Genomic DNA, 14,033 nt, shown 5'->3' with positions numbered 1-14,033 from the left:
GGAATATGGAGTTGACACATACTCGACTACTTGTTGATTGTTTTAAGGAATGTTTTATTTTTTATAGGGATGTAATGGGGTTTGAACCAGTGTGGGGAACAGAGGATGGCAAATATGCTGATTTTAAGACAGGAGATACGATACTAGCCCTCTATAACCGAGAGAATATGGCGATTTCAATCAATGGTTCGTATGCAGCAAACGATGCTTCTAACGATCAAGTGGTCATTGTATTCAAAGTGGATGATGTTGATAGCGCTTTTCACGCCTTAAAAGATAAAGTCCATTTCTTGGTAGAGCCGACCTCGACGCCATATGGAATACGATCCGCCAACTTTAGAGACCCGGCAGGCACATTAATTGAGTTGTATCATGAAATACTTTGAATAACTAAAGCGGGAGTTCGCGATCACGAAATTTAAATCCTTAATTTAACAGACAACATAGAGATAAAAAAACACTGCCGAATCACGAATCATTCGGCAGTGTTTTTTTATCTAATTATGATTTTCCCAGGACATCTCGGAAAAATTTCTCCAGTGCAGCAACATCCGTTATATTGTGATTGCAGGCTTCGCTGTTCACGCACATATAGTTGCCGATTGCCTTATAGTAATCAGGGGAAGCATTCGCTGGCTTTGATTTTACAATCGCCGTGAATAGGGACACCTCTTCATGCCGATTACATAGGAAGCATACGCCTTTCTTATGTGAAGGTGTAAATTTCCCCTCTATTCCGACAAACTGGTTGTTCAGACGATAGACTAGAAACGTTTTGTTCGCAGCGATATCCGTCCAACCGAGATAGGTAACATAGCGGTAATCAAGCGCCGCCAAATTTGGCATCTTCAGCTTTTTAATTTTGGGATACAGCTTCTTCAATTGGCTATCCGTTATTTGCGGGAATTCCTCCAGATAGGGCTCCAATGAATTTAGGTAAGGTTGAAGATCATTGGCTGTGTTAATCTGGGCTATCGCCTTGAGAGATTGCTGCTGCTGTTCATTGGCGAGCGGACAAGCCTCTAACACTTTAACTTGAACTTCGTCGCGAACAGATTGTAATACTGTCTGATTCGATACTGTACTGCAGGTACGCTGCAGCAAGCTTGCTTGCTTCTTAATTAAATTATATTGATGGTTTCTAATAAATGTATGATTCATGCTTTTCAGCCCCTTATTTTATAATCAAAAACTTCAATAAGGTGCAAAGCTCATTCTTAGAAACGATATTGGGCGAAAGATTAAATGAACCGTCCAGCCCCACGCAAAGTATCGCCCCTAAATCAGGCTTTGCATGAGTTGTTGCTCATCCCGGCAAATTGATTTGCCATCTCTACCGACCCCCCTTGGTTAATTTCATTATAAAATAGAAGAATCAAGGATAGCAATATTATAATAAGCAGGATAGCTATGTCCTTATTACAGGCTTTTCTACTAATGCTGAAAGTGTCAATCAGATGAAAGTCATTTCACTATAATAGTCAAAGAACCGCATGAGCTGGTTCTTTGACTATTGTACGACTGGAGAGGACTCTGTTAACTTTTCTATTGCCAATAGTTTCAATTGTGTTACTATGAGTAAGCAGTTTTTCATTAGCAACGCAGCTTAGAAGAAGCATCGTTGAAAAAAGAGAGTCGGAGGGCGTGTATGAGTCATCTTAGAGTAAACAGAATAACAGCGCTACTACTCGTGTTTGTCCTAGCGGCAAACCTGCTGCCTACAGCGGGTATAGGACTAGGCAAGGCTTATGCGGAGACGAGAGCAGATGCGCTCGAGGGATTGTCTTGGGTTGCAAAGCAGTCGGCTTCCACAGATGCGATGGATGCCTTTCGCGCGGCAGCCTATGGGAATGGGAATTTTATTGCTGTCGGTACTCCTCCAATGCCCTATACAGGCAATAACGGAGATATGCATGCCGGCAGCCTGTACCGCACTTCAATGACAGGCGCAGAGTGGGCGATCCGATCCACTGGCGTTAATCATGAGATCAGAAGCCTGATCTATGGACCAGCCGGCTTCATAGGGGTAGGCTATTCTCAGGAACTATTCTACGGTCAACAAAGCTATCACGGGAAAATCATGAAATCAGCGGATGGCATCAATTGGCAGACGATCATTCCTCCTAATGAGTCAGGCATGACGTTATATGGGATAACCAATGGAGATGCGGGCTACATTGCAGTAGGTGCAAGCCATGATATTAATTTTAACCAGACACAGGCGATTTTGAGATCGACGGATGGATGGACATGGTCTCCGCAAGGGCCAGCAGGAAGCGGCTCACTGAATGCGGTTGCATTTGGCGGCGGCCTCTATGCGGCAGTAGGCAGCGGAGGAGCGATAGTGACTTCAACGGACGGGGTTAATTGGTCACCGCAATTCACAGGCGTCACATCTACGCTTAGAGGCATTACATATGGAGGCGGCCAATTCGTCGCAGTAGGCAGCGGAGGCAAGATCGTTACCTCTTCAGATGGAACGAATTGGACAGTCAGCACCCCACCTGCGAGCGGAATATTCAACAGCGTCGTGTATGGTGATGGACTGTTTGTAATCGTGGGAAACAATGGTATGCTGCTCAGCTCAGCAGACGGCCAGAATTGGCAGAAGCGTGCCATTGATACAACGGCCAGCTTATATGGAGCAGCCTATGCTAACGGCACGTTTATGGCACTCGGATCGAGCGGGACCATTCTTATGGCGCAGTATAAGCTTGCATATACCGCGAGTGCGAACGGGACGATTAACGGTCATGCCCTGCAAGGTGTCTCGCCTGGCGGCAGTGGTACCTCCGTAACAGCAGTGCCGAATACGGGCTACCACTTCGTTAATTGGAGCGATGGTCAAACCAGCGCGACACGCACGGACAGCAACATCATGGGCGATGTGAGCGCAACGGCCAATTTTGCCATTAATGTCTATAATCTCACATACGCATCGGGAGCCAACGGCAAGTTGAGTGGTCAAGCTGCGCAATCGGTGGAGCATGGCGGAGATGGAACAGCTGTAACGGCAGTAGCTGATCAAGACTACCATTTTGTCGGTTGGAGCGATGGTCTAATGAGTGCCAGTCGTACCGACACCAATGTAAAAGGCAGCTTGAGCGTAACCGCTGTGTTCGCTATGGATGCCTATACGCTGAATTATTCGGCAGGCACAGGCGGGACGATTAGCGGGCAAGCTGTACAGAGTATAAATGCTGGATTAGACGGTGCTGAAGTAACCGCAGTACCGAATATAGGGTATCATTTCGTACGCTGGGACGATGGTATGACAACACCAGAACGATTGGAAAGAAGCGTAAGAGCGAATCAAAGCTTTGCAGCTAGCTTCGCTATTAATGAATATATGCTGACCTATACTGCGGAGGACGGCGGAAGTCTGATTGGTCAAGCTTCTCAGAAGATTACGCATGGGACCAATGCAGCTGAAGTGACGGCAGTTCCGGATACGGGTTACCGCTTCGTCGGTTGGAGCGATGGGATTGCGACGCCTTCCCGTACGGATCTTAACGTATTGGCAAGCGCAAGTGTCACGGCTCTGTTTGCCCTTAAGGAATATACATTGGCTTATTCGGCTGGAACAGGGGGAAGCATTGATGGGAGCCTGCTTCAGACCGTTCGCCATGGACTGGACGGAACGATAGTTACAGCAGTGGCAGACTCAGGCTATCATTTTGTAGGTTGGAGTGACGGTATAACGACAGCCTCCCGCCAAGCGACTAAGGTGACAGGCAACCTATCTGCAACAGCAAGCTTTGCCCTTAATAAATACTCGCTTGCTTATACGGCTGGACCGAACGGCAGCGTGACTGGATTGTTGCAGCAAACCGTTCTGCATGGCTCAGACGCATCAACGGTAACCGCAACAGCAGTTGCAGGCTATCATTTTGATAAGTGGTCGGATAATGTGCAGACAGCCATCCGAACGGATGTAGGGGTAACGGGCAACATTACGGCAATGGCAATGTTCTCCATTAACCAATATGCACTTACGTATAAGGCAGGTCCGGAAGGGAGCTTAGTAGGGCTGTCAACGCAACAGGTCAATCATGGCTCAGACGGTTCATCTATTACGGCTGTTCCTAATACCGGTTATCATTTCGTGAATTGGAGTGACGGCGTTGCAACTGCTTCCCGGACAGATCTAAACATTAAGGCAAATCTAAGCGTTACAGCTAATTTTGCAATTAATGAATATACGCTTTCTTACCAAGCAGGTCCGAATGGCAGCGTGACGGGTGATCTTTCACAGACCGTTCTGCACGGCTCCAGTGGGACAGAGATTACAGCCGTCGCCGATACAGACTATCACTTCGTTAGTTGGAGCGACGGTGTGACGACGGCCAGTCGGACAGACAGCCAAGTAGCGAGAGACCTGAACGTAACGGCATCCTTTGCTCGCGACACATTTGCGCTTAATTATATGGCAGGAGCGGGCGGCAGTATAGATGGAACGATCACGCAGACCGTAGAACTCGGCGCTGCTGGCACAGAAGTAACAGCGATACCGGAGGCAGGCTACCATTTTGCGAATTGGAGTGACGGCGTTGCAACTGCTTCCCGGACAGACAAAGGAATTGCTGCAAATTTGAGCGTCACAGCCAATTTCGAGCGTAATAGTTATATGCTGCAATACAAAGCAAATGAGCATGGTAAACTGATTGGCGAGACAAGCCAAACGGTACTGCATGGGATGGATGGCACTGAAGTGAAGGCTGTGCCGGAGGCAGGCTATGAATTCACAGGTTGGAGCGACGGAAGTAGAGAAGCGACAAGAACGGATCGTAAAATGAGCAGTGCTCTCAGCGTCATTGCCTCTTTTGCACCTATCAATAACGGAACTGGCAATGGGGGCGGTTCTAGTATTCCTGGATCTGCTAATGCGGATGTTCTTCTGGATGGCAAGCCTTATTCTATAGGTGCTTATCAAAGCTCTCAGCATGAAGGACAAAGTGTGACCAAGCTTACTTTAGATGAGAATAAACTGAAGGCATTGCTTGCCGCTGAAGGCAAACAGGTGACACTGACCCTCCCGGTAAATTCCGGAACAGATATTGCAATTGGAGAGTTTTCTGCGGAGCTGCTGCAGCTGTTAATACAGAAGCAAGTAATCCTTCGAATGGAAACGAAGGATGCCGTATATTTGCTTCCAACAAAGCTAATCCATTCCGAAGCTTTGCTGGAGCCATTCAACGTGAACAAGCAGGCTATCTTAATAAACGTAGAAATAAGCAAAGCGACGGCTGCAATGGTTTCTCTGACGCAAAAAGCTGCAGACAACGAACAGCTGAATCTCGTGATACCGCCTACTAATTTCTCAGTGACGGCATCTTACAACGGAAAGACCAATCACCTTACGACTTTTGACGGCTACGTGGAACGGATGATTGTCATTCCTAGTGGAAAAGAATCCGATTCTACCTTGACAGGCATTGTTATAGAGCCGAACGGATCTGTGCGTCCAGTTCCGACTAAGCTGCTGGAGAAAGATGGCAAGCGTTACGCCGTATTGAACAGCAGGACCAACAGCCTGTATGCGGTAGTCAGCAAAACAGTAACGTTCCCAGATTCAGAGCAGCATTGGGCGAAGGATGCCATCCATGATATGGGCTCACGCCTAATTCTAGGCGGAGCAGGCAATGGATTATTCTATCCGAACAAAAGCATTACGCGTGCGGAGTTCACAGCGATTATCGTTCGGGCACTCGGGCTTAAACATGAGGGAGGCTTAAGTCGCTTCTCCGATGTCCAAGTCTCCTCCTGGTATGCTGAGGTTGTTCAGACCGCTGCTTCATATCAGCTTATTGATGGGTATGAGGATGGAAGTTTCCGTCCCCATGATAAGCTAACGCGTGAGCAGGCAATGTCAATAATGGCCAAAGCAATGAAGCTCACTGACCTTCTTCCAGAGCTTCAAGAAGGTCACACTGAAGCGTTGTTTGCCAATTTTGTGGACAGGGACAGCGTTTCTCCGTGGGCAAAGCCTTTCATTGCAGCATGCTTACAAGCGGGCATTGTAACAGGACAAAATGCAACGAAGCTTGCACCGAAGGCTGATATATCCCGTGCGGAAATTACAGTTATGGTTCAGCGGCTGCTTATTAAGTCCGAGCTGATCTAGAATTAATCCTATAAATCTAACTGCTTTATTCTGATGTAATTTTGCTAATCGCAAAAAAACAGGAGCCGAGATAATCGAAGCTCCTGTTTTTTTTATGTATTTGTAGCTTTAGGTGAAATAGAGGCTGATCTTTTGTTTACAAAATTTTATAATACAAATAGGGTTTTACAACTGGGAAAAACATTATAGGAACGTAATAGGAGGGGCAAGGGAGGAGGATATAGGATGCTGTACGATTTGAAAGGTGAACCTAATATGTCACCTATGGTCGGACTATTATATTCCGCTGTGAAGGAAAATAGTGAACGATTACAATTTATTACGGAAGGCATGTCGCAGGATGAAGTAGATTACAAGGGGCTAAATAACAGCTTTAATAGTACTGCTCAATTAATAAGACATATTATGTATATGGATCTAAACTGGGTATATAGAGTACAAGAACAACCGCTGCCACATGATTTGAAAGAGCGATATGGCCCTATGATTGATGCAAATAATCGGCTTCCAATGGTTAAAGGAGAGTCGTTGAACACACTTATGTCCCAATATAATGGTGTCGTAAAAATGTTGCAAGATACTTGCATACGATTGACAGATGAGGACTTAGCTAAAATTGTCACATTCGGACATGACAACGAGAAACAAGCTACGATACGCTGGGGTCTATGGCATATGGCTGACCATAGTCGTTACCATCAGGCTCAAATTAACCAACTGAGAAGGTGGTATCATGAATAAGTGGGAAATGGTAAGGCGGCTGTAGATGCCGCCTTCTTTAACAAACTACGATTAGCCGCCTAATCTCACTAGACTTAAATTCGCGTTTACCCCTGGGCCAAAGAATACACTTCCACCCGTTGCGGTTGATACCACTAAATTCAAAACATCAGCTGCAGCTAATGTAACGATAGAGCTGATTGTCAACAGCTCAAAGTCATTGGTTAATACGGTAGCTAAAATCAATGATGGAAGTGATAAGGCTCCATTGTTTTGAACTCCGGCAACCAAGCCAAAATTATCAGACGTTGATTGTAGAAGCACCATAAACTCTACCTTATAATTTCCTGCCACATTAATTATAATGCTGTTCGTTCCCAGCGTAACATTTTCACTTACCATCGTATCGTCTAGTGCAACGATTTCTGTGGCACCCGCAGCAATTGTAATGAGCTGGGCAACCTCACTGTACAGACCGCCATATGCTATTGTTGCTGGTGGTCCAGTAACCCCTGTCGCGCCCGTAGCCCCAGCGGGTCCAGCAGCACCTGTAGCTCCTGTAACTCCATTGGCACCCGTAGCGCCAGTAGCGCCATTGGCACCCGTAGCCCCTGTTGCCCCCGCAGCTCCATCAGCCCCCGTAGGACCGATAGCTCCCACGGCACCCGCAGCCCCAGTAGCACCCGCAGCACCGATAGCTCCTTCCAGACCAGCGGCATTAGCATGGTTTATTACCCTTGTCTCACCACTATGTCCTCGAGCGCCGCGTTTCGCTTTTTTTCTACGTTTGTCGAGTGGAACAACGCATATTTTTTTGCATGTTTTCTTTTTTGTTTTTTTCTTTATCAAACAAGTTGAATGTTTATTCACTCTTTTGCTGCTTATTTCAACAGATGTTCCAATACCAGATGAATAATCCAGCTTTCAACACCCCCTCAGATTCTCCTTCATCTTATGAATAGACGAAGTGTTCTGCATGTGAACTAATTGCCTAATTTTGAAGGGTTGATTGCTAAATCACGCTACTCCTGTTGTAGCGTGAACATATACTCCCGGCTTCCAATGGGGAGCATGTGCTCTTCTTTTCTATTTGCTAGAAATCTCGCTATAATAGCAAGAGAAGTGGTTACAGAAAGGAGTAATATAAGTATGAAAGTAATTGTTATAGGAGCAGGAATTGCCGGATCTTCAACCGCATACGAATTGGTTAAGCAGGGGGCAGAGGTCCTTATCATAGATCGGAAAGATGAAGGACAGGCTACGGATGCCGCTGCAGGAATTATTTGCCCATGGCTGTCGCAGCGCCGCAATAAGGGTTGGTATCAGCTTGCGAAAGCGGGGGCGCGTTATTATCCTATTCTAATTGAAGAGCTGGAACGTGAAGGGGAAATCGAAACCGGCTATGCGAGGGTAGGGGCTCTTAATATACATATGGATCCAGAGAAGATTGATAAAATAGAAGAGAGAGCTTATAAGCGGAAAGAAGAAGCCCCAGAAATCGGTGAAATTACTCGGCTTGATGAGGATAGAACTCGAGAGCTTTTCCCATTGCTAATGGAAGGATATTCTTCCGCTCATATTAGCGGGGCTGCCCGTGTAGATGGCAGGGCTTTGCGCAATGCTTTGCTGCGGGCTGCACAAAGGAACGGAGCCAAGCTGATAAACGGGGATGCAAAGCTTGAATTTCAATCCAACCGTGTAACGGGCGTTATGGTCGGGGATGATCACTACCCGGCTGACCTAGTTATCGTATGTGCAGGTGCATGGGCGGGACCATTGCTGCAGCCTTTAGGCATAGACTTTAAGGTAAGTTATCAGAAAGCACAAATCATGCATCTGCAGCTACCAGACAATAAACAAGATACGGGCAGCTGGCCGGTCATTATGCCGCCTTCTGATCAATATTTACTAGCTTTTGACCAGCAGAGAATCGTGGTAGGAGCGACTCATGAGAATAATATTGAAGGCTACGATACAAGAGTCACGCCTGGCGGAATGAATGAAATTTTAAGCAAATGCCTTGCATTCGCGCCTGATCTATCAGATAGCACATTTCAAGAAGTAAGAGTGGGCTTTCGTCCTTTTACGGCAGATTTTCTTCCAGTCATAGGAGCTATTCCTGATTGGGAAGGGCTTCTTGCGGTTAACGGGCTGGGGGCATCTGGATTGACGATGGGCCCTTATATAGGAGTTCAGTTAGCTAAGCTTGCACTAGGCAAGGAATTAGATATTGATCTAGCCGCTTATGATATTCGTAAAGCTATCAGCTAGATTCAAGTGTGAAATAACAAAGGCGCTCCATGAATGGGGCGCCTTGTAGCTGTTCTATTTGTTACTCCAATATTTTTCAATGATGGCATCTCGGCCAGAGTATACCCGTGATTCTTTATAGAACTCAGGGTTTTTGCGATGATAATTCTGATGATATTCTTCCGCAGGGTAAAATACAGACGCTTCCTCGATCCCAGTAACGATAGGCTTATCAAACCGGCCACTTTGTCCGAGTTCTTCTCTAGATTTGATGGCAAGCAAACGTTGTTCTTCATTATGGTATAAAATTGCAGCACGATACTGGCTTTTACGATCATTCCCTTGTCCGGTAGCATCGGTAGGATCAATTTGCGGCCAATACAGTTCCAGTAACTTTTCATAAGGGAAGATTGCTGAATCAAAAGTAATTTGAACCACTTCCAAATGTCCTGTTTCTCCTGTCAGCACTTGTTCATAGGTAGGGTTCTCTACAGTACCACCCATATAGCCGGACACAATACCGTGAATTCCTGGTTGTTCTTCAAATGGCGTTACCATGCACCAGAAGCAGCCACCGGCAAACGTTGCTTTTTGTATCACTTGCATTCCTCTTTTCATGATGATTGATCAACAGTAGGTTGTATAACCATTTATTATAATGACTTCTATTCAACAAGTCTACACTGCCATTTATTCGTACCGTAATCCGTTTGACAGCTCATCTAAACGTTCCCAGTCTACAACGCTGCTCGATTGATGACCGGGCCATTACCTAGAAAACGGAACTATAAAGCCTCAGGTTCGTATTATCGTTGAAAGAATCCCCTTTCACAGGCAATAACATGGTGGAAACAGGAGGAAAAAAGCATGGACTTGACTACACTTCAGCAATCCATATTATTAGCATTAACTACAGAATGGCAGACATCATCGCAGATTGCTGACCAATTCCCTCAAGATTCATTGAATATTTCAGACGTAAATCAGTCACTCAAAGATCTTATGCTTAAAGGATTAGCACAGGCTAATCCAGTTGTTCTCGGCCTGTATCGCTTAACCACACTCGGCATAGAGAAAACGAAGAATGTATAATAACAGCTGAATAAACATGTAGTAAAGGCAGCCGCACTCATGGTTGCCTTTTTCTTAAGTCACTCAGCATATGAAGGTTAATAATGGGAAAGTTAGAATTACAAGAACTGTTTGAAGGCACTCCTAAATTAATCCAGAATCTTCACATTATCTTTATCTAAGTTTGTTATAAATAAATCTTAAAGTGTGTTTATCTGTCCATTATGGTTTATCGATAGAAAGGGAGTCCAACTGATATGAAAAGAACCATTCTAATCGTAGAAGACGAAGACATTTTACGCGAAATTATAAAAGACTATGTTCTGAACGAAGGCTATGAAGTATTAGAAGCAGCAGATGGGAAAAGGGCCTTAACTTTATTTCAGGAGCATGAAGTTCATTTAATTATTCTTGATATTATGCTCCCAGAGCTGGATGGATGGTCCGTTTGTAGACGAATACGGAAGAACTCCAATGTTCCGATTATTATGTTAACAGCGAGAGTAGACGAAGATGATACGTTGCTCGGCTTTGAGCTAGGTGCTGATGATTATGTGACAAAGCCTTATAGTCCTCCCGTATTATTGGCTAGAGCCAAACGGCTTCTGGACAGCAGATATCGAGAAGAAGGGCAGGCCTTTACTAGATTGTCCCATACAAATGATGATACAGACACATTTGCAATGAATGGGGTTCGCATTCATCTACCTTCTCGGACGCTAACCGTAGATGGAGTAAATATATACCTGACTTATACCGAGTTCCAAATCTTATCGTATCTTATGCAAAACAGCGGCCTTGTCATTACGAGAGAACAGCTCATCTTGAAAATTTGGGGGTATGAGTATGAGGGGGATGATCGTACTGTGAACACCCATATCCGTAATATAAGAAGTAAGCTGGGTGAGAAATCCAAACTGATCACAACTATCGTCAGAACGGGCTATAAATTCGAGGGGAATCCATGAGAACCAGTATTGTATGGAAGCTGTTTACATTAACAACGACGTTATGTTTATTGATATTAGCAGTAATTTATTTAGGGCAAACCATATTTTTCAAGCAGTACTACGCCAATAGAAAAGTTAGTGATATTCAAGCCAATATTCAAGAATTCAAGAAGAATTACGTAAACAGCGCCGGGAATGAGCTTGCCATTCAGAAGCTGGAGCAGGACTTTTATCAGCACAATAATACTTGGATTACTGCGTTAGATAAACATGGGAATTTGAAAGATGCGAATGATTTTTATTTGGAAATGAAAGTAGGCCCCTCTAAATATAATAATGAGTTATCCAATACAACCATGACTATTCCTCTTTATAACATAGTGAATATTGATGAGGTTTTGAATACAAGTCAAGATCAGGAGAAATTCCTGCTGGACTCCAAAGCGAGCATTCGTGTTTCTTTATTTAAAAAAAATTCAGCGTTCATCCCATTTCGCGTTCAACTGGAGCAAGGCAATACAGTTTGGACAAATGAGAAACTAAGTTCAAAGATAGACGAGCTCATTTTAAAATTCAAGTTTTCAGATACGAAAGATCTTCAAGAGCCGTTTGAATACCCTAACATTGAACTGAACGGAACGATTACTAGAGTCCAACTGCCGAACGGGAATGAAGCCTCTAGCCTTACTTATACGAATAGCCTGTTCATGGATAGAATCCAACAATTTCAAGCAAATTTATTATTCGATGAGGCAAGCAATAGCTATACGACATCGCAAATTATTGATTTTACGCAAAACGATGTGAAGTACAAATTGTTCATTGAGCCTATGAAAGATCATAAAGGGGCGAGCAGCTTTCTTTTTTCTATGGCCTCACTTCAACCTGTAGATGAAGCGGTGCAGATGCTTAAAGATTATTATATCTACATGATTGCTTTCGTGATGCTTCTGATCATACTCGCTGCTTTGTATTACTCAAGAAAGATAGCTAGGCCTTTGCTGCAAATCAATCAGACGACGAAGCGGATCGCAAGCTTGGATTTTTCAGAAACGATTTCCATTAGATCTAATGATGAGATAGGCGACTTGTCACAAAGCATCAATTTCCTTTCCCACACTCTGCATTCCTATATCGAACAGCTGCAGCAGGACATTGAGAAAGAAAAACAATTGGAGAATACAAGAAAAGAATTTATATCTGGGGTATCCCATGAGCTAAAAACACCACTTAGTGTGATGAAAAGCTGTATTGCGATTCTGAAGGATGGCGTTGCCACTCATAAGAAAGATCATTACTTCGAGGCGATGGACAAAGAGGTCGATAGAATGGATCTCTTGATTGTGGATATGCTTGAGCTTGCTAAATTTGAATCTGGCACCTATAAAATGAAGATGGATATGTTCAGCATCGATAAGCTTATTGAGGATATTTGTGAGAAACTATCGCTGGAGTTCAGCAGGAATAAGCTTCATGTGCATACTGAGCTGGATGTCGTCGAAGTAATCGCTAATCCGCACCGAATCGAACAAGTCATGACCAACTTTGTGACCAATGCGATTCATTATTCTCCCGAGCATGCCCATATTTTCATTTCCGCTATTGAAGAGCAAGAGAGAGTCAAGATTTCTGTAGAAAATAAAGGGACACAAATTGCTAATGAACAGCTAGACAAAGTGTGGGAACGTTTCTATCGTGGAGATGCTGCACGCCAACGCTCACAGGGAGGAACAGGACTCGGGCTAGCCATCTCGAAAAATATTTTACAATTACATGGCGTACAATATGGCGTAACGAATACGCAAGACGGGGTTTTATTTTTCTTTTACCTGAACAAAAAAATGTAGACGTAACAACCACTTTTCATGGCGGGATTTCCGCGTCTTGGAAGGTGGTTTTTTTCTGCACAAACTTCATTTCATCTTGATTTCAAGTTCATTTCTTCTTTATTCAAGCTGTGTAGACTCTTATTAAGCCTATGACATAGATGCTAATAAAACAGGCAGGCGGTGGTAAGTACACCTCTACCAAGGAAAGGACAATGATGAAGTATCCGAAGGTATTACGGAAGCAAAGTATCATAGCGATAGGCTTTCTTGCACCGAGCCTGATTGGTTTTGCTGTTTTTTATCTCATTCCATTCGCTATAGGCGTGTTTTACTCATTTACGGATAGTACAATAAATGGCTCCTTCGTCGGTTTTACTAATTATAAAGAACTGCTGTCCAGCGATTCCTTTCGCAAAGCATCAGCGAATACGATGCTGTTCACAGGTGTGAGTGTACCTTTGATCCTTGTCGTATCCTTGCTGCTCGCCCTGCTATTGAATCAGAATGTTTTTTTGCGCAAATGGCTTAGAACCGCTTATGTTCTGCCGCTGGTTGTGCCTGTTGCTTCAATCGTAATGATCTGGCAAATTCTCTTTGATTGGAATGGAGCCGTTAACGGTTGGCTGCTTAGCCTGGGCCACGAGCGAATCGACTGGATGAAATCAGAATGGGCAAGAGGTGTGCTCTCCACAGCCTATCTGTGGAAAAATATCGGCTACAATATCATTTTGTTCCTAGCAGGACTACAGAGCATTCCAAGGGACTATTACGAAACAGCGGATTTAGAAGGGGCAGGAGCATTCCGTAAATTAACTACTATTACATTCGTTTATTTAACACCTACGCTCTTTTTTGTCGTGCTTATGTCCATTATCAATTCATTCAAAATTTTCCGAGAAACATATCTCATTGCAGGAGACTATCCGCATGACAGTATCTATATGATGCAGCACTACATGAACAATATGTTTTTTTCGCTTGATGTCCAGAAGCTGACCGCTGCTGCTACATTAATGGTGGCTTTCATACTGGTTATCGTTCTTGGAATGTTTGCTTTAGATCGTCAATTCAGGCGATTCATGGAATGAG

At 44.2% G+C, this 14,033-nt stretch carries 11 protein-coding genes; 8 read left to right on the top strand and 3 right to left on the bottom strand.

What is annotated here, in order from left to right:
* Positions 1–5 precede the first annotated feature (5 nt).
* Positions 6–386: a VOC family protein gene (locus AC50YO_RS02525; RefSeq protein WP_494842785.1), complete on the top strand. Its 381-nt coding sequence runs from the start codon at positions 6–8 to the stop codon at positions 384–386.
* Between the two features lie 115 nt (positions 387–501).
* Here AC50YO_RS02525 and AC50YO_RS02520 read toward each other — a convergent pair whose 3' ends face one another.
* Positions 502–1,161 (bottom strand): FusB/FusC family EF-G-binding protein, encoded by a 660-nt coding sequence (locus AC50YO_RS02520; protein ID WP_494842783.1) that lies wholly within the window; start codon positions 1,159–1,161, stop codon positions 502–504.
* 487 nt (positions 1,162–1,648) lie between these two features.
* Between AC50YO_RS02520 and AC50YO_RS02515 the strand changes: the two genes are divergently transcribed.
* Positions 1,649–6,124 (top strand): InlB B-repeat-containing protein, encoded by a 4,476-nt coding sequence (locus tag AC50YO_RS02515; protein ID WP_494842781.1) that lies wholly within the window; start codon positions 1,649–1,651, stop codon positions 6,122–6,124.
* A 225-nt stretch (positions 6,125–6,349) separates the two neighbouring features.
* The gene (locus AC50YO_RS02510; RefSeq protein WP_494842779.1) at positions 6,350–6,865 is read left to right on the top strand and encodes a DinB family protein; all 516 of its coding nucleotides are present in this window, start codon (positions 6,350–6,352) and stop codon (positions 6,863–6,865) included.
* Positions 6,866–6,916: 51 nt separating this feature from the next.
* Here AC50YO_RS02510 and AC50YO_RS02505 read toward each other — a convergent pair whose 3' ends face one another.
* Positions 6,917–7,693 (bottom strand): hypothetical protein, encoded by a 777-nt coding sequence (locus AC50YO_RS02505; RefSeq protein WP_494842777.1) that lies wholly within the window; start codon positions 7,691–7,693, stop codon positions 6,917–6,919.
* Between the two features lie 300 nt (positions 7,694–7,993).
* Between AC50YO_RS02505 and AC50YO_RS02500 the strand changes: the two genes are divergently transcribed.
* Entirely contained in the window at positions 7,994–9,115 is a 1,122-nt protein-coding gene (locus AC50YO_RS02500; protein WP_494842775.1) for an NAD(P)/FAD-dependent oxidoreductase, read from the top strand.
* 54 nt (positions 9,116–9,169) lie between these two features.
* On the opposite strand, the gene msrA is transcribed toward AC50YO_RS02500, so the two are convergent.
* Entirely contained in the window at positions 9,170–9,700 is a 531-nt protein-coding gene (gene msrA, locus AC50YO_RS02495) for a peptide-methionine (S)-S-oxide reductase MsrA (protein ID WP_494843239.1), read from the bottom strand.
* A gap of 261 nt (positions 9,701–9,961) precedes the next feature.
* On the opposite strand from msrA, the gene AC50YO_RS02490 reads away from it, so the two are divergent.
* From AC50YO_RS02490 to AC50YO_RS02475, 4 genes are all read left to right on the top strand, one after another.
* Positions 9,962–10,186 carry a hypothetical protein gene (locus tag AC50YO_RS02490; RefSeq protein ID WP_494842773.1) on the top strand — a complete coding sequence of 75 codons (225 nt, stop codon included), beginning with the start codon at positions 9,962–9,964 and terminating at the stop codon, positions 10,184–10,186.
* A gap of 236 nt (positions 10,187–10,422) precedes the next feature.
* On the top strand, positions 10,423–11,133 hold the full coding sequence (locus AC50YO_RS02485) for a response regulator transcription factor (protein ID WP_494842771.1): 711 nt from the start codon (positions 10,423–10,425) through the stop codon (positions 11,131–11,133).
* Positions 11,130–12,962, top strand: a complete 1,833-nt coding sequence (locus AC50YO_RS02480) for a sensor histidine kinase (RefSeq protein ID WP_494842769.1) — start codon at positions 11,130–11,132, stop codon at positions 12,960–12,962. Before AC50YO_RS02485 ends, AC50YO_RS02480 begins: the two co-directional genes overlap by 4 nt.
* A gap of 194 nt (positions 12,963–13,156) precedes the next feature.
* Entirely contained in the window at positions 13,157–14,032 is an 876-nt protein-coding gene (locus AC50YO_RS02475; RefSeq protein WP_494842767.1) for a carbohydrate ABC transporter permease, read from the top strand.
* Position 14,033 lies beyond the last annotated feature (1 nt).

The organism is Paenibacillus sp. J22P59 (genome assembly GCF_059383895.1).
This window is presented reverse-complemented; position numbering and strand designations above follow the sequence as displayed.

Coding starts and splice junctions, on each gene's coding strand:
- AC50YO_RS02525 (WP_494842785.1), top strand. CDS start 6: ATGGAGTTGACACATACTCGACTACTTGTTGATTGTTTTAAGGAATGT.
- AC50YO_RS02520 (WP_494842783.1), bottom strand. CDS start 1,161: ATGAATCATACATTTATTAGAAACCATCAATATAATTTAATTAAGAAG.
- AC50YO_RS02515 (WP_494842781.1), top strand. CDS start 1,649: ATGAGTCATCTTAGAGTAAACAGAATAACAGCGCTACTACTCGTGTTT.
- AC50YO_RS02510 (WP_494842779.1), top strand. CDS start 6,350: ATGCTGTACGATTTGAAAGGTGAACCTAATATGTCACCTATGGTCGGA.
- AC50YO_RS02500 (WP_494842775.1), top strand. CDS start 7,994: ATGAAAGTAATTGTTATAGGAGCAGGAATTGCCGGATCTTCAACCGCA.
- msrA (WP_494843239.1), bottom strand. CDS start 9,700: ATGCAAGTGATACAAAAAGCAACGTTTGCCGGTGGCTGCTTCTGGTGC.
- AC50YO_RS02490 (WP_494842773.1), top strand. CDS start 9,962: ATGGACTTGACTACACTTCAGCAATCCATATTATTAGCATTAACTACA.
- AC50YO_RS02485 (WP_494842771.1), top strand. CDS start 10,423: ATGAAAAGAACCATTCTAATCGTAGAAGACGAAGACATTTTACGCGAA.
- AC50YO_RS02480 (WP_494842769.1), top strand. CDS start 11,130: ATGAGAACCAGTATTGTATGGAAGCTGTTTACATTAACAACGACGTTA.
- AC50YO_RS02475 (WP_494842767.1), top strand. CDS start 13,157: ATGATGAAGTATCCGAAGGTATTACGGAAGCAAAGTATCATAGCGATA.